Annotated in this window: 15 protein-coding genes and 1 pseudogene; 12 read left to right on the top strand and 4 right to left on the bottom strand. The window is 61.0% G+C overall.

The window, feature by feature from the left end; translation table 11 throughout:
- Window positions 1-143: 143 nt before the first annotated feature.
- From ACOGI8_RS15260 to ACOGI8_RS15225, 8 genes are all read left to right on the top strand, one after another.
- Entirely contained in the window at window positions 144-1,199 is a 1,056-nt protein-coding gene (locus ACOGI8_RS15260; protein ID WP_419854651.1) for a nucleotide kinase domain-containing protein, read from the top strand.
- A 65-nt stretch (window positions 1,200-1,264) separates the two neighbouring features.
- Window positions 1,265-1,594, top strand: coding sequence for a hypothetical protein (locus ACOGI8_RS15255; RefSeq protein WP_419854650.1), 330 nt, complete (start codon window positions 1,265-1,267; stop codon window positions 1,592-1,594).
- Complete coding sequence (locus tag ACOGI8_RS15250; RefSeq protein ID WP_419854649.1) at window positions 1,591-2,421, top strand: hypothetical protein; 831 nt, start codon at window positions 1,591-1,593, stop codon at window positions 2,419-2,421. Before ACOGI8_RS15255 ends, ACOGI8_RS15250 begins: the two co-directional genes overlap by 4 nt.
- On the top strand, window positions 2,421-2,921 hold the full coding sequence (gene acpS / locus ACOGI8_RS15245; RefSeq protein ID WP_419854648.1) for a holo-ACP synthase: 501 nt from the start codon (window positions 2,421-2,423) through the stop codon (window positions 2,919-2,921). Before ACOGI8_RS15250 ends, acpS begins: the two co-directional genes overlap by 1 nt.
- Window positions 2,918-3,295 (top strand): helix-turn-helix transcriptional regulator, encoded by a 378-nt coding sequence (locus ACOGI8_RS15240; RefSeq protein ID WP_419854647.1) that lies wholly within the window; start codon window positions 2,918-2,920, stop codon window positions 3,293-3,295. The genes acpS and ACOGI8_RS15240 overlap by 4 nt, the downstream gene beginning before the upstream one ends.
- Window positions 3,296-3,367: 72 nt before the next feature.
- Window positions 3,368-4,606 (top strand): ImmA/IrrE family metallo-endopeptidase, encoded by a 1,239-nt coding sequence (locus ACOGI8_RS15235; RefSeq protein WP_419854646.1) that lies wholly within the window; start codon window positions 3,368-3,370, stop codon window positions 4,604-4,606.
- A 120-nt stretch (window positions 4,607-4,726) separates the two neighbouring features.
- On the top strand, window positions 4,727-5,347 hold the full coding sequence (locus ACOGI8_RS15230) for a C1 family peptidase (protein WP_419854645.1): 621 nt from the start codon (window positions 4,727-4,729) through the stop codon (window positions 5,345-5,347).
- Window positions 5,348-5,442: 95 nt separating this feature from the next.
- Complete coding sequence (locus ACOGI8_RS15225; RefSeq protein ID WP_419854644.1) at window positions 5,443-6,270, top strand: MazG nucleotide pyrophosphohydrolase domain-containing protein; 828 nt, start codon at window positions 5,443-5,445, stop codon at window positions 6,268-6,270.
- Between the two features lie 38 nt (window positions 6,271-6,308).
- On the opposite strand, the gene ACOGI8_RS15220 is transcribed toward ACOGI8_RS15225, so the two are convergent.
- The 3 genes from ACOGI8_RS15220 to ACOGI8_RS15210 all read right to left on the bottom strand — a co-directional run bounded on the left by ACOGI8_RS15220 (window position 6,309) and on the right by ACOGI8_RS15210 (window position 9,760).
- Window positions 6,309-7,409, bottom strand: a complete 1,101-nt coding sequence (locus ACOGI8_RS15220; RefSeq protein ID WP_419854643.1) for a hypothetical protein — start codon at window positions 7,407-7,409, stop codon at window positions 6,309-6,311.
- 200 nt (window positions 7,410-7,609) lie between these two features.
- The gene (locus ACOGI8_RS15215) at window positions 7,610-8,929 is read right to left on the bottom strand and encodes a hypothetical protein (protein WP_419854642.1); all 1,320 of its coding nucleotides are present in this window, start codon (window positions 8,927-8,929) and stop codon (window positions 7,610-7,612) included.
- Between the two features lie 147 nt (window positions 8,930-9,076).
- Window positions 9,077-9,760 carry a TIGR02391 family protein gene (locus ACOGI8_RS15210; protein ID WP_419854641.1) on the bottom strand — a complete coding sequence of 228 codons (684 nt, stop codon included), beginning with the start codon at window positions 9,758-9,760 and terminating at the stop codon, window positions 9,077-9,079.
- Window positions 9,761-9,909: 149 nt separating this feature from the next.
- Here ACOGI8_RS15210 and ACOGI8_RS15205 point away from each other — a divergent pair.
- The 4 genes and pseudogenes from ACOGI8_RS15205 to ACOGI8_RS15190 all read left to right on the top strand — a co-directional run bounded on the left by ACOGI8_RS15205 (window position 9,910) and on the right by ACOGI8_RS15190 (window position 17,019).
- Window positions 9,910-11,463 (top strand): annotated as a pseudogene (locus ACOGI8_RS15205) (N-6 DNA methylase).
- 20 nt (window positions 11,464-11,483) lie between these two features.
- Window positions 11,484-12,410, top strand: coding sequence for a hypothetical protein (locus tag ACOGI8_RS15200; protein ID WP_419854640.1), 927 nt, complete (start codon window positions 11,484-11,486; stop codon window positions 12,408-12,410).
- 506 nt (window positions 12,411-12,916) lie between these two features.
- A complete protein-coding gene (locus ACOGI8_RS15195; RefSeq protein WP_419854639.1) occupies window positions 12,917-13,603 on the top strand; it encodes a restriction endonuclease subunit S in 687 nt (228 codons plus the stop codon).
- Window positions 13,600-17,019, top strand: coding sequence for a DEAD/DEAH box helicase family protein (locus tag ACOGI8_RS15190; protein ID WP_419854638.1), 3,420 nt, complete (start codon window positions 13,600-13,602; stop codon window positions 17,017-17,019). The genes ACOGI8_RS15195 and ACOGI8_RS15190 overlap by 4 nt, the downstream gene beginning before the upstream one ends.
- Before the next feature lie 15 nt (window positions 17,020-17,034).
- Here ACOGI8_RS15190 and ACOGI8_RS15185 read toward each other — a convergent pair whose 3' ends face one another.
- Window positions 17,035-17,658 carry an NYN domain-containing protein gene (locus ACOGI8_RS15185; protein WP_419854637.1) on the bottom strand — a complete coding sequence of 208 codons (624 nt, stop codon included), beginning with the start codon at window positions 17,656-17,658 and terminating at the stop codon, window positions 17,035-17,037.
- Between the last annotated feature and the right edge of the window lie 79 nt (window positions 17,659-17,737).

Here is a 17,737-nt window from a genome sequence, read left to right as displayed (position 1 = left end):
GGTAACGCTGGATGCACGGGCCGATCCCGTCGACGATCCACCGCGATCCATGCTGACGAGGCGCGATTCTGGCGTCATTGACCTTCGCCGCTCACGACGGGCCTCAGCGCCCGTGTGCCATGCCACAAGTACTGTGAGCCGCAGTGTCTCTCGCCTTCGGTGAGCCCGAGCAAGGCCAGCTTCCGTTCGAGGAGAACCCTTCGATCAGACTCGCTGGACGGCGAGTGGAGGTGACTGAGGTCTTCTGGTCGTACTGGCGGCTGGCGGCGGAGCGGCAGGCGATCTTCTTCCGCCGTGCCGCGGGCGAGCTTGGCCCGTGGACGAGTGATCCCGTCCTTGCCCGCCATCGGTTCACCAATGCGTATCGAGCCTCAGACCGCGTCAGTCAATATCTGCTGCACCACGTGATCTATGACGAAGAACGCGATGCACCGGACACGATTCTGCGAGTCCTGTTGTTCAAGATCTTCAACCGGATCGACACATGGGAACACCTGGTCGACCGCGTCGGGCCACCGACAGCGGCCGGCTTCAGCGCCGAGAGATACGCACAGGCGGTGGACGAGCTGCTCGACCGGCGCCGGCGGGTTTACTCGGCGGCGTACATCATGCCGGATCCGCGATTGGGTGCAGACCGCAAGCACCGCAACCACCTGTCCTTGCTCGAGATGCTGTTGAGGACCGGTGTGCTCGCTGACCTCGAGCGAGCTCATTCGCTGCGATCCCTGTATGAGCAGCTCTGCGAGGTGCCGTCGTTCGGCCCGTTCTTGGCTTTTCAGTACGCGATCGACCTGAACTACTCGCCGCACTTCGACTTCGACGAGATGGAGTTCGTCGTCGCCGGGCCAGGAGCCATTCGCGGCATCCGCAAGTGCTTCTCGGATGCCGGCGACCTCGACGCAGCCGATGTGATCGCGGCGATGGCCCATTCAGCCAGCGAGTTTTTCGAGATGACCCCGATGCCGACACCGTTTCGGGACCTGTGGGGCCGTCCTCTTCAGCTCATCGACTGTCAGAACCTGTTCTGCGAGGTCGACAAGTACGCGCGGGTCGCTCATCCTGAGCACTCATTGGACGGTCCTGGCCGAATCAAGCAGGTGTATCGGGTTGACCATCGCCCCTTGAGGCTGGGATACCCACCCAAGTGGGGCTTGCCGTTTTCGGCGCGAGCCCCGTCCAGTCTCGTCGCTGTCGGCTAGGCCTAGGTCACCGCAGGGCACCAACTCACTTGACAAGGTATGTCGGAATATCTAACATTGATGTCATGACAGGTGACATTGACACGGGAACCATTTCCCCTCCTCAGCGTCAGGTTGAGAAGTCGGTCGATGTCCGCGAACTCACTGAGACCGAGCTTGGGGCACATGTGAACGACTTGCTCGCGAGTGTCGGTGAAGCCCCTAGCGGCCCCAGCTCAAGCGTGGCCAGCCTCGCCGCGGTGTGGGCGATCAGCCAGGTCGAAAAGGAATGCGGAGTAGGTCCCTTCGTCGATCCTAAGGAGCTCACTAAGGATGATCTCGCTACTCCAGCCGCTCTTGGCCGAATGCTGCACCGGGAGATCCGTAAGCAGGCTGTCCCACTCTTCAAGTCATGAGCGAGCTACTCGACCCGACGAAGACGTTGAGCGAGGCGTGGCTCCAAGCATTGACGCGTACTGCCAGCCAACGAGGTGGCCGCTGCGTTCATCTGGTGATGACGATCGAGAACCCAGGTGCAGAGAACGAAGCAATCCGCGATGCACTCGATCGAACGCTCGATGCTGCGGGAGATCAGAGCGTGGACACGGTAGCGGGCACCATCTTCCCAAGAAGGCTCTACCGGAGTCCAGGATTCGCGTGGTCACCCCAACTTGGTCAGCACGCTGTTGAGGAGCTCGATGCTGCGGCACACAGCCTCTACGAACGCTACGAGCAGATGCTTCCCCTGCTGCTTAGGTTCCGAGGCAACAATCGGGGCACCTATTTCGCTCGGATGATTACCTGGCCTGGCAAGGAGCCCGGCGGGACGAATCAGCTGGACTTGAGGATCTCCCGCATTCGCGATGAGCTCACTCGGGGACGCCGAACCAACAACACGCTCGATATCGATGTCGGTGCAGATGCCCTCGCGTCAGAGCCCCTCGATGGAGTGCAGGTCTATGCGCCCACTGATCAAAGGATGCGGGGCTTTCCCTGCTTGGTCCACATCGATCTTTCCTTGCTTGCTGGAACGTTGCACTGCACTGCCGTGTATCGCCATCAGTACTTGATCACGAAGGCATACGGAAACTTGGTCGGTCTCAGCGACCTCATGTACTTCTTGTGCGAGCAAACAGGCGCCAAGTGCGGCGAGCTGGTTGTCCATGCAACTTTGGCCGATGCGGAGCCAAGTCATCGGCCAAAGCCACGCGACCTCGTGGAGTCGATCGGAGCACTGCTGTGATGGATGTCGACGCCGCGGCAACGTCGCCGTGTGCGGCGCTCGCGGCAGCGCTCGAGACCTCGGCGCTCAGCCAAGACTGCTGCGGCACCGTCGGCGTCGGAATTGATGTCGTATCGGTTCCGCGACTGAGCCAACTCGCTACCGAAGGCGGGCAGGCGTTTCTTGACCGTGTTTGGACATCAGTCGAGCGTGCCGAAGCCAACGGCGATCCAGAACGGCTTGCAACCCGCTGGGCCGTGAAGGAAGCGGTGATGAAGTGCCTCGGTATGGGGATAAGCGACCTCGACCCGCGAGACATCGAAATCGTCTCGTTGGAATCGGGCGCTCCGCGTGCCGTGTTGCGAGGTTCGGCTGCCGAGCGGGCCCAATCGCTCGGCATCTCGAAGCTCCACGTCTCGGCAACTCATGAGAGCGGCTGGGCCGCGGCAATCGCCGTCGCCTCCGCATCGACAGAACACCAAGATCCCAATGTGGCAATACAACGAGAGGACGGATCATGAGCACGGATGCGCCCGAGTCGGACGAGGGCGAAGAAATGGCGCTCGCACAGCGGCTGAGGAATGCACGCGAGTACATCGGATTACTGCAAGAGGATGTCGCAGCTGCGCTGGACATCCCCAGAGCGAGCGTGTCGGCGATCGAGTCCGGCAAGCGTCGCGTCTCATCGCTTGAGCTTCGACGCCTCGGCCGCCTGTACCGCCGCCCCGTGGCGTGGCTGCTTGGGGAGGAAGGCGGCGAGGTTGACATGGATACGCCTCTGTACCGAGCGACCGCGGACCTGTCGGACCAAGACAAGGAGCAGGTCTTGCGCTTCGCCGAGTTTCTCGCTGGGGCGGGACGACCTGGGCCTACCCGGGCTGAACAAACGGAGTAGTCAGTGGTTTCCGGACACACTCGACGTCTTGCGGCTGCGAGCTCCGCGAGCCGCCTCTTGACCGAGGCGGGCGTGGACCAGACGCGCCAAGTGGATGTGTTCGGCTTGATTCAGGACCTCGGGCTGTGGCTCGCTTTCTTCCCGCTCGATGGGCTCCTCGGGGCGTACCTGCCAGAGGGCACGGGCGGCATCTTGGTCACCACCGAGCGATCGACGCCGATTCAGCGATACACCGCGGCACACGAACTGGGTCACTGGCGACTCGACGGTGGCCACGACGCTGTCCTCGATACCGAATCGGACGTGTTGGGTCGCACCAGCATCGAGCGGGAGACGCTGGCGCAGGTATTCGCCGGTGCGTTGCTGATGCCGCCGCCGCTCGTCCACAGCATCTTGTCGCGCCGCAATGCGACATCACTTGGGCCGCTCGACGTCTACACCGTCGCCCGCGAAGCAGGCGTCAGCTATGAAGCAGCGGCAAGGCAGCTGCACCACCTCGACCGGCTCACCCAGGGTGAACTGCGAGTAGTGCTCAGAGTGCAACCTCTGAAGGTCAAGCAGTCAATTGGGGCCGGACGCCGACCGGTCGTCGGCGTAGCCGATGTTTGGCCGGTTGATATGGCATGGCACGGCCAACAACTCAACGTCCGGACTGATGACGAGATCATTATTTCGTTGCCTGAGGACCGCAGCACCGGCTACAGGTGGGCAATCGCAAGTCCCGACCCGAGTCCACGACGCGCCGCGACACCACCGCCTCCCTTCGCTGACAACCGTCCCGCCGGCTCAGAAGCGCTGCTACCGGCTGAGCGACAGGCGACGCCGCGTCGCAGGCCGCCGAGCCAAGCCGTCGACCGTGCTCGAATACCGGCGCCTGCAAAGAAGCCGGAGCCGTTGTCGATCGCTGGTGGGCGGGCAGCTGTGGTCGGTGATGTCTACATCGCGGACGGCACCCCCCAGGCAGTCACCGACGCGGCTATCCGAAGCCGCCGTCTGGCGAGACTCGGGGCCTCCGCGGCGCAGGAAGCTGCGCAGCACGTTCGCGACGAGACGTTTGCTGTCGGCGCAGTGGGACGGAGGGTGCTCGGCGTTCGGCTGACACAGTCCGGCACCACGCAGCTCCGGTTTGAGCTGCGCAATGAGTACAGCGACTCAGACCCAGTCGACGAGTATCGAATCACCGCGACCGTCGAACCGCGGTATGAGGCGATCCCCATCAGTCAGATCAGCGATGACGACGACGACTGGGCGAAGGCAGTGGTCGAGCGGCGGCGGTCCGCTGCCGCGGCATCGGCAGATGATCCTCGCTAGCCGATGGCCAGTTACGACGCGAGGCGACAGCGCAGCCTGGTTCGGCCATCAGTCGATCTGAGACCGATGCTCGCGCCAGCGATCGACCAAGGAATCCGACCGCTCTGTATCCCAATCACCGTGACCGCCGCCCACGAAACGAGTCGCGCGCAGCCTCCGGAGCCGCTCGCACCCGACGCCCTGTGGTCCCGCTGCGTTTCCATCGGCACAGCGTCTCGCGACGGCACGACGCTGGAGGCGGTGAGCGATGCCTTGCGGTCGGATGGCCAGCCCCGTTTGGCGGACTGGCCGTTCAATACCACTATTCGTCACGAAGCCGATCAGGCCCCGTCAACAGCCCAGGCATCTGTCTGGTATCAAGCCGACTTGGCCCCAGTGTCAATGACTAATGACGGCATCGAGGACGACATCGAAGACCTACTGGCGTCCGGCCTCGTCGTTGCATTGATCATCGAGGTCACGGCTGAATTCGAGCAGGCTGCGCCAGACGGCACCATCGAGGTACCCCCGTTGACGGCACCGCAGGGCGCATACCACGCCGTGCTGGTGGTTGGAGCGCGAACGCACGAACAGGTCCGAACCCTGCTTGTTCGAAACAGCTGGGGACCCGGCTGGGGAGCAGGCGGCTATGGCTGGTTGCCTGTCGACTACCTCATCGCGTTCGGAGCACGCGCCGGCGCGATCGATCTGTCGAGCTTCACAAGTAGCGCGCAATCCGGCACATGGAGGGCTGAACCCTGATGACGCACGACTCGCTCACTCTTGCCGAGTACCAACGGCGGTCCCGGCAGACAGACCACTTTCCGCGGCCAAATGATGAAGGTCACGATCCGCTCTTGGGCCCTCTGCTCGGTCTCGCTGGCGAAGTCGGAACTCTGCTCGCCGCTTACAAGAAGCGTCTGCGAGACGGGGCGGCGTACGAGCTCTTCAAGGACAACGTCGCCGAAGAACTCGGCGACATCCTGTGGTACTTGGCGAATGCCGCCGAGAAGGCTGGTCTCTCACTTGATGACGTCGCTGAGCGAAACCTGCTCAAGACATCTGACCGATGGCCGGTTCGCGGTGGCAAGCCACCGAGACGCCGCAAGCCATCAGAACACTTCGACGCAGGGCAGCGGCGACCGCATCGGCTTCCTCGCACGTTCGAGGTGACGATTCGCCCAGCGGCCAGCGACGGTCCCGAGCCGCTGGTCGAGGTGATTTGGCGGAACCGGCGCGTCGCCAGCAGGCTCGGGGACAACACCTACGAAGACAGTGGCTACCGGTATCACGATGCGTTCCACTTGGCCAACGCTGCTGTTCTCGGATGGTCACCCGTGGCCCGTGGCCAGATCTTCGGACGCAAACGTCCAAGGGGAACGATGACCGACGCCGTCGAAGATGGTGGCCGAGCAATCGTCGTCGAAGAGGCGTTCGCGGCTTTCATGTTTGAGTACGCCCGCCAACACAATCGCCTCGTGAACGTGCGACATCTGGACTACAACGCGCTCAGAACGTTTCGGATCTTCACGGCTGGCCTCGAAGTCTCACGCCGACATCTCTCAGAGGTTGAGGATGCGGTGTTTCAAGGGTTTGCCGCGTGGCGTCAACTGAAGGAGAACGACGGCGGTGTCCTGCGAGGCGACCTCGCTGCCAGAAAGCTCACCTACGAACCGTTGGCGTAGAAGCAGTGCGACGTGCGCTCGCTAGTCTCGGCGTCGCGTTACGGCTCTCCTCGAGGTCGTCGAATGGAGCGAATGACCGCATTCAGCAGCAGCACGCCGGGTATGGCGTCGTCTACCTGGGTGAGCTTGCCCAGCAAGCGCAACATGAACAGCAGGTCCTGCGCCGCTTGAGTCACGTAAGCCGTTGACGTGGCCAGTAGGGCCGGAAACACTGCCATCACCACGAGGATGAGCAGCAAACTGAAATCGGCCTCCTCAAGGCTCGGTTCAACGATCTCGTGGAGGGCGCCGTCATGGCTGATCGGGTCATGGTCTCGTGGACCCACGAGGTCAGCGGCCATATCGGCTCGGTTGGCGGCATGTGCGATGTGCTGAATGTCAGCGGCGAGTTCTCGCGACAGGCCGACCGACCGGGCCAAGCTTGCAGCTGACTCAGCGACAGCGGCGAGGTCGGGCCTCATTGAAAGTTGGCGCATGATCTCGGACATCTGCCTATGTGGCAGCACTGCTGGATCAATTCGATAGGACTTGAGCACATTGGTAATGCCGTCGAACTGACTGTGCAGTGCCTTTGCGAGTTTGTCTACGCCTGGGTCCACAGCTGCCCCGAGCGCCTTGAGTGAGTCGGCTTGGAGGCCGATGCCTGTGAGCGTCGATTGAGCGGGGGGGCCGATGCCGGTAGCGCCCAGCGCCTTCTGGATGTCGTAGTTGTGCTTGACGGCGGCTGCCAGTGTGGTGGCAGCGTTTGGTCCCATCGCTGCTCCGACCGCTGCGAGTGAGTCGGTATGACGGCCGATTTTGGCGAAGACAGAAGGCATCGCGGCGCTGGCGTTGGTGGCGTCTAGCACCTTCTGGATGTCGTAGTTGTGCTTGACGGCGGCTGCCAGTGTGGTGGCCACGCTTGGCGCCATCGCTGCTCTGGCTGCTGCTAGCGAGTCGGTGTGGCGGCTGATGTTTGCGAAGGCTGATCGGGTCGCGGCGGCGGCCGTGGCGCTGCCCAGTACCGCTTGCATGGCTTTGTTGTGTTCCGCAGTGATCGCCCCGAAGCTGTCCCGCCATCGAACGGAGTCCTGCAACGCCGTCGCGATGCGCTCCGCTTGGAGGAGATGCGAGGCGACACTGGCCCCCGCCTCAGACATCTGTCGGCTGACCGCCTCATCCTGTTGACGTGCTTGATATGCCATCTGCCGGTGTGAGGCGCTGCAGTACTTGCTCGGTCGTCCAGGGCCGGCCGTCTCCTTCAGGGGCCCTCCGCACCACTCGCACTGCTTAGATTTCACCATTGATGAAATAGTAGCTGCTGTCTCGAACGAGGAGGGAGCGCTTCGGCCCGCTTGGTTCAGGTCCAGTTGGGGGCGTTGTCGCCGGGTGCCCATTGCTCCCACTCGGCTTCGTCGGGGAAGCCGCTGGGGGCAGCGGGCCCGTCGTAGAGCCATTGATCGCTGGGCGGGCCGGCGGCACCAATGGCGAACCAATGCCCGGTGATCGTCCGACGGGCTGCGTACCAACTCTGGCCGTCACGGCTGATGTGCATCACGACGCCGTTGGGCCTCGGCAGGCCGTACTTGTCGGACAGATCGTCGATGATGATCTCCAGGCCCTCGTAGTACCGGTTGCCTCGGTTCCTGTAGTGGCCCATCTGGCAGGTCGCCAACCAGCGAAGCGCTTGCATGGTCTCGGCATGCTCTCGTTGATCGAGCTGCTTGCCGGTTGAGTCTGTGCCGACGAGGCCGGCGTTGAGCTCGAGCCGCCGTTCTGCTGCGAGCTGGGCTTCGCGTTCCTCGCGTTGATCTTGCTTGATATCGCCGATCTCTCGCCAAGCCGCACGGAACCCGACGGCGCGCCCGAGGCGCCAAGAAGCGGTCCCTTGTAGCTCTCGCAGTGCACCGAGCCGTCCGGCACTGCGGATCATCACAGCCAGGCGCTGTGCGCGAATCGGCCGACCGTTTGCAGCGAAGCGCATCCTGGCTCGTACGCCCTCATAGGCCGCGAACCAGGACAACGGATAGATGAGCAGCAGTGCGACCGGTGTCAGCCACAGCGGCAACAAGAACTCGCGGAGCAGCAGGGCTCTGTCAATGTCCGACCAGTCGTCCACCAGCCGCCACGCTGCCCATCCGATCGCCGCTAGGCCGAAGATGCCCAGGTAGGTGTTGGCCATCTTCACGACACCGGTGTGTTCCGCGTCCCGCGCACCGAACGCGGCGAGAAGAGTGCACAGGGAGGCAACAAACGCCGCGGGGATCTCCACCCAGAGGGGGAACGAGGCCAAGTTCGCGATGAATTCGAAGACGACGACGGCCGCGATGATCCGCTTGAGCGCTCTGATGAAGACGCCCTTCTCTTCGACGGCACTGAACGCCTTGCCGAACAGGCCGATGCCCGAGATCAAGCACCACACAACCGTCGCCTTCAACAGGGTTGTGTCCCACGGCCACCAGCGGCTCGCCAATGCCACGGTGACGGCGATGCAGCCCACGTAGCTGGCGAACAAGAGCGGGATCTTCGTGCTCACGAGCGTCGCGAACGCTGAACGTCCGACCTGAAGTATCTGCCCACCTGAGCCGTCGCGGACAACGGCAACAATGGCCAGCATCACAAACGCCGCCAGCGTGACAAGAGACGCGATCTCGCGATTCGTCAACAACGCATTGTCCACCCGGGCGACTGTATGGCCGACATCTGCGGAAGGAACTGCTGGCCGTGCCGCATCAGGCCAGCGACTGTTGCCGCACCGTGGCCGCCGCGGGCATGGATCCGCGACCCACCGCAGCCTCTGGTCATCGAGGTCTTAGATGCAGAGGTCCTACGATTCTTGGCCAGTTTCGATGGCGTCGAGGATTCGCATCAGCAGGCTCGCAGTGGCGACGGCTTCCGCGGCCTCTGCGACGTCGTCGTAATCCACATCTCTGTGCCCTGCCGGATTCCTGAGCACTGCGTAGGCGCCGGCAAAGAGTGCCCGTCGCCCCTCGCGCTCGCCGCTCACCGCATTCGCATCGGCCAGTGAGCCGTCTTTGCCGAACGCCCGATTCATCAGATCGACCCCAACAAGATCGTCCCCGAGACCACTGAGTGCACGAACCCGTACCTCGATCGCCTTCATCGAGACGAATACGGCTTGTTCGTACTCGCCGAGCAGGAACTGTCGACGCGCGCGACTCTCGATCTCAGGGTGGAGGCCCTCAGCGACTTGGTGGAGCGAGCGAACATGAGCCAGGCCCTTGACGAGTGCCTCGTGTCCAGCGCGAGTGATGAAGAACCCGCGCCCACTTGACTCGCTCAAGGCCGGTGCGATGAGGCCTCGGTAGCTCAGCCAGGCGATGGCCTCCTGAATCGCTCGGAGCGCCTCGCCGTGCTGGTATCGCTGATCGCGGCTACAGCCGAGGAAGTAGTTGTAGGTGTTCCACTCGCCCTCAAGGTCGTCGAGGATACGCAAGCCGAGTTCATCGACAGGTAGCTCTTCGATCGTCAATGGGTCGAGATCGAGCATTCGGTCAGTCTGGCGCGTTTGTCGAGCGACGCATCCAGCCGCTCGGTCACGCCCGCCGCTCAGTGGCTTGGAGGGGTACGCATTCTTCGCGATCCGCAAAGGCGCAGCGGGTCAGCGAGACGTGCTCGGATCGGCTGGAATGGGCAGCCATGCTGACACGTGAGCTCAAGAAGCAGATCGATGCTGTGTGGAACCACTTCTGGTCGGGGGGCATCTCGAACCCCTTGGAGATTATGGAGCAGCTCACGTACCTGCTGTTCATCAAGGGTCTTGACGAGCAACAGACGCTCGCGGAAAACAGGGCGAACCGTACCGGGGAGCCGATTGAGAGCAACATCTTCCCCGAAGGGCGAGAGTTCCGACCCGAAGGACGTGCCGAGGGCCGGCCGTATGAGGAGCTGCGCTGGTCGAGGTTCAAGAACCGTCCAGCCGCAACGATGTTTGACCTGGTCGACAACTACGTGTTCCCGTTTCTGCGGCAGCGGGCAGGCGAGAGTTCCCACGCGAAGCACATGTAGGATGCGCGTCTCACGATTCCCACGGCTGGGCTGCTGGAGAAGGCGGTGGACGGACTCGACGCGGTCAAGATGCAGGATCGGGACACCAAAGGTGATGTGTACGAATACATGCTGTCCAAGATCGCGACGGCAGGGCAGAACGGACAGTTCCGGACACCGCGGCACATAATCCAACTGATGGTCGAGATGATGGAACCCCAGCCCGACGATGTCATTTGCGATCCTGCCAGCGGTACATGTGGTTTCTTGGTCGGTGCAAGCGAGTACATCCGTCGAGTGCATCCGGATGCTCTCAGGAACGAGAGTTTGCAAACTCACTTCCACAATGCGATGTTCTCTGGCTACGACTTCGACAATACGATGCTGCGCATCGGATCGATGAACATGCAACTCCACGGAGTGCAGAATCCCAACATTAGCTACCGGGACTCTTTGGCAGAAGATTACGCAGACTCTTCTGATACTTACAGCTTGATCCTCGCCAATCCACCATTCGCTGGTTCACTCGATTACGAAGGTACCGCGAAGAATCTGCTGCAAGTCATCCGGACCAAGAAGACCGAGCTGTTATTTGTCGCTCTCTTCTTGCGTCTCTTGAGACCAGGAGGTCGGGCGGCCATAATTGTGCCAGACGGGCTACTTTTTGGCTCTACTAAAGCGCACAGGAAACTCAGGCAGATCTTGGTGGAAGAACAGAAACTTGATGGCATCATATCGCTACCAGCGGGTGTATTTCGGCCATATGCCGGAGTCACGACGGCGATCATTCTATTCACTAAGACCAACTCTGGTGGCACAGATCTTGTGTGGTATTACGACCTCCGAGCTGACGGACTTAGTCTTGATGACAAGAGAACGCCTTTGCTCGATGACGCAAAGTTTGGAGCAGTCGTCGAAGAAAGACTCACGGAGGACGAGCATGAGCAGAACAACCTACCTGACGTGCTTGCCCGTTGGTTTGCACGCCGAGGATCCGAACTTGAGCGATCAACGCGGGAGCAATCGTTTTGTGTGTCCAAGTCGGACATCGAAGCCAACGACTACGATCTGAGCATAAACCGGTATAAGGAAATCGTGTATCACGAAGTCGAACATCGGCCACCACGAGAGATCATCGCCGAGATCCAGTCCCTAGAGCGCCAGATACAGAAAGATCTTGAGCATTTGGACGGGAATTTGGCATGAGTGGCTACCTTAGGCCAGTAATGGACCGTGCCCACAGGGAAGTATGGCTACCCCTGATTGATCACGAGCATTGTCCCCAAAATATTCTCGGCCAGATATATCGCAGTCTCGTGCCGTTCGTCCGCCAACCAGATGATTCCTACGTACACGACAGCGACGGCAGTATCCGCAACAACGCCCCCAACCTGGTGGACCTCGCTGCGAGGGCCGAAGGCGACGAACAACTGGCGGAGTCGCTACTGTCTAGTCTATCAGGCACTGACTTTGAGAGCGAAGCAAAAGCGCGCAGCGGGCTTACGAGTGTATTCGCAGTGCTTGCGGAAGTCGGATCTCGTGATCTTGAGTCTAGATACGTTGCCTTACTGAGTGAATTTGCCACCAAGTATAGCTTGCGTTACTACGTTGACACTGACGCGGCGTTGTGGATTTCGTTCCCCGGCCTTGCGTCAACTCTCTTCGCACAGATCAAGTCTTCGACATCGCCTCAAGTTTACTTGCACAAGCAAATGATAGCTTTCGAGCATGCCTTGGCAGAATGCCTCGATGATCCAAGAGAGTTCCGCATCGCTACTGCCATACAGAAGCAATGCAATCTACTAGAAGCAATAGGCTCGGGTCACGTGGCGGGCGCCGACCCTAGCTTTAGTGAAATCGTTGATGAGGTCGGTACTTGGCCTCACGACAGTCTAAGCGAAGCGGCCAAAACACTGTACAAGTTCGCGAGCAATTATCCGGGTATTCGTCACGGAGGCACCGAGAGTTCGGCAAAGAGAGAGCTTGACTTACGCGACGTTTCCGCGTTCACACTCACATTTGTTGGCATGGCCGCATATTTGATTCAAGGCATAGATCGACAAGTTAATTCTGCCATTAAGGGTGGAATTAATCGGATCAATACTCTGGCCGATGCCAGCGCACCTTGGAGCGAGAGCAGTACGGTAGAATGACCGGTACTACGCCAGATTCCAGCGGCCGTGGTGAAGCGAGCGGATACCGGAGTTGGCCCCGTGTACAGCTTGGTGAGGTTGCTGCGTTCGAACGGGCCTCCATAGAGCCCGCAAACATCGGTGATGCCACACTCTACGTGGGACTTGAGAACATAACGTCAAATGGCTCGTTTGTTTCGGTTGGTCCGGCTCGCGATGCTGGGTTGAAGAGTACGAAGATGAAATTCGACAGAAATCATGTTCTATATGGCAAGCTCGGGGTTCATCTATCTAAGGTCGCGGTGCCCGACTTTGATGGAGTGTGCAGCACAGATATTCTTCCAATACGCCCTGGCTCAACACTATCGAGACGCTATTTGCTACACTATTTGAGGCTACCGAGAGTAGTGGCATTCGCTGTGAACAGTTCTGTAGGGAGTAGTCACTCGCGGGTACGACCTAGTGTACTTCAATCGCTCATGGTACCTTTGCCGCCGCTAGATGTTCAATACCGTATAGAAGAACTGTTGGACGGAGCCGAATCGCTGCGAGTGAAGCGTCGCAGTGCGCTCCATCGAATCAACGTGCTCACGAATTCAGTTTTTGTCGAGATGTTCGGAAGCCCCGTGAGCAATACAAAAGGCTGGCCAGTCGACTCCCTGACTGCACTAGGGAGTTTGGAGCGGGGCGTGTCAAAGCACCGACCTCGAAATGACCCGGTTCTGCTGGGTGGAAACTGGCCGCTAGTACAGACTGGCGATGTCGCTGGCTCCAATGGCTATGTTGACAACTTCTCGGCGACCTATTCTGACGAGGGACTGGCGCAAAGCAGGCTGTGGCCGAGTGGCACCCTCTGCATTACAATTGCGGCGAATATTGCCAAGACTGCTATCCTCACGTTCGACGCGTGTTTCCCCGACAGCGTAGTGGGGTTTACTGCTCGATTTGAATCAGCGACTGAATATGTTCGCGGCTGTTTGAATTTTCTGCAGCCAATATTGGAAATGCAGGCATCCGAATCGGCTCAGAAGAATATTAACTTGAAGGTTTTGCGCGGAATCGAAATCCCAATTCCACCGATTAGTCTGATGGATGCGTATGCTAAGCGAGTTGGCGAGATTAATGAGTTGATGCAGGTAGGCCGGCACCAGCTTGGAGTTCTCGACACGCTATTTGCATCGCTCCAGCAACGGGTGTTTCGTGGGGAACTGTGAGCGAATCTCAGTTCTCGTTCCTTAGGACTGAGTTTCGACCTGAGTTTGATGCTGCGACTCGGGCTGAGGGTTACGCGCTATCGGACCCGGGTGCCGCGGTCATCTATGCGCGCAAGTGTCTCGAATCTGCAGTCAAGTGGGCGTACCAGCACGACCGGTCGCTGCCTGAGCCATACGACGACACGCTCGGCGCGCGGCTGAACGAGGCGGCGTTCAAGGCGCTGGAAGGCGGGCGGGTCTTCAACGTGGCGCGGAAGATTCAGCTAGCCGGGAATCGTGCCGTGCACGAGTCGAAGGCGCGGTCGAAGCTGGAGGCGGTCGAGATCGTTTCGGCGCTGTTCCAGTTCTGCTTCTGGTTCGCCTTGAACTACGGACGTTCCTCGAAGCCCGACCCGGCGCTGCGCTTCAACCCGCACAGGCTGCTCGACTCGGGCAAGGCCGAGCAAGCATCGCTGCGCGAGCGACAGGAGCTTGAGGAACGGCTCGAGCGGGAGACAGCCGAGCTTGCCTCCGCTCAGCTGCGATTGGCCGAATCGACCCGGACTGCCGATGAGCTGAGCGCCGAACTGGCGAAGCTGCGAGCAGAGGTCGCTGCGGCCAAGAAGCAGGCGGCTGAAACCATTCCGCCGGAGGCGTACGACTGGTCTGAGGCTGAGACTCGCAAGTTCAAGATCGATGCGCTGCTAGCGGAGGCCGGCTGGACCGATCTGATCGAAGGTCGCGACACCGAGTACGAGGTACACGGGATGCCGTCGGGGTCGGGCGTCGGCTACGTGGACTATGTGTTGTGGGGCCCCGACGGGCTGCCGCTCGCCTTGGTGGAGGCCAAGAAGGCCCTCGTGGATCCGAAGGTCGGCGAGCAGCAGGCGAAGCTCTACGCCGACTGCTTGGAGGCCCAGACCGGCCAACGGCCCCTCATCTACGTCAGCAACGGCTACGAGCACTGGCTGTGGGACGACACCCAGTACCCGTCTCGACCGGTGCAGGGGTTCTGCACCAGCGATGAACTGGCCTTGCTCATCCAGCGGCGCACGTCACGCAAGGCGCTGGCATCGCTGGATGTCGGCGAGCAGATCGTCGACCGTCACTATCAGGAGCGGGCCATTCGGGCTATCGCCGAGCACTTCGACAATGAGAAGCAGCGCAAGGCACTGCTGGTGATGGCCACCGGTGCAGGCAAGACCCGTACCGTGATCGCGCTGGTGGACCTGCTGATGCGCGCCGGGTGGGTCAAGCGGGTGCTGTTCCTCGCCGATCGCACCGCATTGGTGAACCAGGCGGTGAACGCCTTCAAGACCCATCTGCCCGATTCGGCGCCGGTGAATCTGGTGACCGAAGGCAACGAGGACGGCCGGGTGTATGTGTCGACCTACCAGACGATGGTCGGCAAGATCGACGAGTACCGGGCCGACGGGACCCGCCGCTTCGGCGTGGGGCACTTCGACTTGGTGGTGATCGACGAGGCGCACCGGTCGGTGTACCGCAAGTACCGGGGCATCTTCGACTACTTCGACTCGCTGCTGGTGGGCCTGACGGCGACCCCCAAGGACGAGGTGGACAAGAACACCTACGACCTGTTCGACCTCGAGACCGGCGTGCCTACCGACGCGTACTCGCTGGATGACGCCATCAAGGACGGCTACCTGGTGCCGCCGCGGGGTGTGTCGGTGCCGTTGAAGTTCGTGCGGGAGGGCATCAAGTACGACGACTTGAGCGAGGACGAGAAGGACGCCTGGGACGAGCTCGATTGGGGCGAGGACGACGAGGGCAACCCGCTCGACCCGCCCGAGGAGATCGACGCTGCCGAGCTCAACAAGTGGCTGTTCAACAGGGACACCGTCGATCGGGTGCTGGAACACCTGATGACCGACGGCATCAAGGTGGCCGGCGGCGACCGGCTGGGCAAGACGATCATCTTCGCCAAGAACCAGCGCCACGCCGATTTCATCAAGGAACGCTTCGACGCCAACTACCCGACGCTGGATGCCGGCGGGTTCGCCCGGGTCATCACTCATCAGGTCAAGTACGGCCAGAGTCTGATCGACGACTTCTCCAACAAGGCCAAGCCGCCGCACATTGCGATCAGCGTGGACATGCTGGACACCGGCATCGACGTGCCCGAGGTGGTCAACCTCGTGTACTTCAAGCTGGTGCGGTCGAAGACCAAGTTCTGGCAGATGCTGGGGCGGGGCACTCGGCTGTGTGCGGACCTGTTCGGGCCTGGCGGCCACAAGACCGAGTTCAAGGTGTTCGACTTCTGCCAGAACCTGGAGTACTTCAGCCAGGAGCTGGTGCCGGCGGACAAGACGGGCGTGAAGTCGCTGGGCGAGATGCTGTTCAGCACGCGGCTGGAGCTGCTACAGGCGCTCGGCTCCATCGAGTCGTACGGCGATGAACGGGCCGAGGTTGCCGCGACGCTGCATGAGGCGGTCAAGTCGATGAATCCGAACAACTTCTTGGTGCGGCCTCATTTGGAGCTCGTCGAGCGGTTCAGCTCGCTGGCTGCATGGGAGACGGTGTCGCTTGAGGATCTCGCGGCGCTGAACGATCGGGTCGCCAAGCTGCCCGATCAGCTTGAGGCCGAGGATGAGGACGCCAAGCGTTTCGATGTCGTGATGTTGAATGCGGAGTTGAGCCTGCTGCATCGGGAACCGTTCGAGCGGCAGCGCAGGCGCATCATCGGCGCTGCGTCAGCCCTGGAGGACCTTGGCACGACGATTCCTGATGTGGTCAAGCAGCTGGAGTTGATCACTGCCATCCAGACCGATGAGTGGTGGATCGATGCCACCTACCCGATGCTCGAAGACGCTCGCAAGCGACTCCGTGGCCTCGTCCACCTGATCGAGCGCACGAAGAAGAATGTGCTCTACAGCGATTTCACCGATGAGCTCGGCGAGGCGGAGGAGGTTGTGCTGCCGGGTGCCGGGGGAGCGATCGACAGCAACGAGTTCGCCCAGTTCCGCAAGAAAGCCGAGCATTTCTTGAAGGAGAACCTGGCCGACGACGTGGTGGCCAAGGTGCGCAGCGGCGAGACCTTGACGCTGGTCGACATGGAGGCCTTGCAGCGGGTATTGGTCGGGGCCGGCATCGGCGACACCGACACCTTCGCCGAGGCGTCGAAACGTGCCGGCAGCTTCGGGCTGTTCATCCGCTCGTTGGTGGGCCTGGACCGGGCCGCAGCGATGCGAGCCTTCTCCAAGTTCCTCGACGACAAGCGCTACAGCGCCAACCAGATCCGCTTCGTCGAGATGGTGATCGACTACCTCACCGACAACGGCACGATCGATCCCGGCCGCATCTACGACTCACCATTCATTAGCGTCGCTCCCCAAGGCCCCGAACTGCTCTACAGCCCAAGCGACGCCGACGAGTTCTTCGAGATCGTCAAGCACTTCCACAACACCGCCGCCGTCTGACCTGCTGTTGCTGCCCTAAGTCGGCAACCACCCCTGAGGTGCCTGCAGCATGTGGCCGTTCGCTTTGAAGATCGGGTCCGGCAGGCGGCTCTTGCGGATGACGCCGTCTCCGATGGGAAAGGCCACGTGGGCCGCTCGTCTGAGTTCGGCGGAGCGCCGCTTTGGAGGAAATGCCACCACGACGGTCTTCGCAGGATGCCTTCGTTGTACGGACTCGATGGGAGGAGCAAGATCACTGTCTCCCGAGATGACGATCGCGACATCAAACAAGTCGTCGTATGCATCGTCGAGAAGCCGCACTGCGATGTTGACGTCCGTCTTCTTCTCCTCGTTGCGCTGCCACTTGTAGCCGCATTGCTTGCATTGAGCAGACTTGGAGAGGAAGTGGCCGAAGTCGATGTCGACTCCACCGTGTGCCTGTAGCGCCTCGATGTAGGTCCCTTGACGGGCCTGCTTCGTAGGGTCGTTCCTGACGCGGGTCGTGAAGTAGCGGACCCCAACGAGTTGTTGATGAGGTTTCAGCAGGTTGGCGCACATAGCCCTGAGATCGAGCCAGCGCGACGATCCGAGCTTGGCCTCCATGAGACCGTGGTAGAAGTTGAAGCCGTCGATGTACGCGACAACCCGTTCGACAGACATGCCATACCGAGGCTAGGTGTCGAGTGTGTTTGACAGGCGTATCAATAGCGATACGCTGAGCGCACCCCACCGGGGCGCG

It is taken from the genome of Candidatus Poriferisodalis sp. (genome assembly GCF_965204195.1).
In the GTDB taxonomy this organism is placed as follows: domain Bacteria; phylum Actinomycetota; class Acidimicrobiia; order Acidimicrobiales; family Poriferisodalaceae; genus Poriferisodalis.
The sequence above is the reverse complement of the archived record's forward strand: the minus strand, read 5'-3'. Positions and strand labels throughout refer to the sequence as shown.

What these genes read in the sequence shown, in the direction of transcription:
- ACOGI8_RS15250 (WP_419854649.1), top strand. Translation starts at nt 1,591, where the DNA reads ATGAGCGAGCTACTCGACCCGACGAAGACGTTGAGCGAGGCGTGGCTC.
- ACOGI8_RS15255 (WP_419854650.1), top strand. Translation starts at nt 1,265, where the DNA reads ATGACAGGTGACATTGACACGGGAACCATTTCCCCTCCTCAGCGTCAG.
- ACOGI8_RS15185 (WP_419854637.1), bottom strand. Translation starts at nt 17,658, where the DNA reads ATGTCTGTCGAACGGGTTGTCGCGTACATCGACGGCTTCAACTTCTAC.
- ACOGI8_RS15200 (WP_419854640.1), top strand. Translation starts at nt 11,484, where the DNA reads ATGGACCGTGCCCACAGGGAAGTATGGCTACCCCTGATTGATCACGAG.
- ACOGI8_RS15220 (WP_419854643.1), bottom strand. Translation starts at nt 7,409, where the DNA reads ATGTCTGAGGCGGGGGCCAGTGTCGCCTCGCATCTCCTCCAAGCGGAG.
- ACOGI8_RS15210 (WP_419854641.1), bottom strand. Translation starts at nt 9,760, where the DNA reads ATGCTCGATCTCGACCCATTGACGATCGAAGAGCTACCTGTCGATGAA.
- acpS (WP_419854648.1), top strand. Translation starts at nt 2,421, where the DNA reads ATGGATGTCGACGCCGCGGCAACGTCGCCGTGTGCGGCGCTCGCGGCA.
- ACOGI8_RS15240 (WP_419854647.1), top strand. Translation starts at nt 2,918, where the DNA reads ATGAGCACGGATGCGCCCGAGTCGGACGAGGGCGAAGAAATGGCGCTC.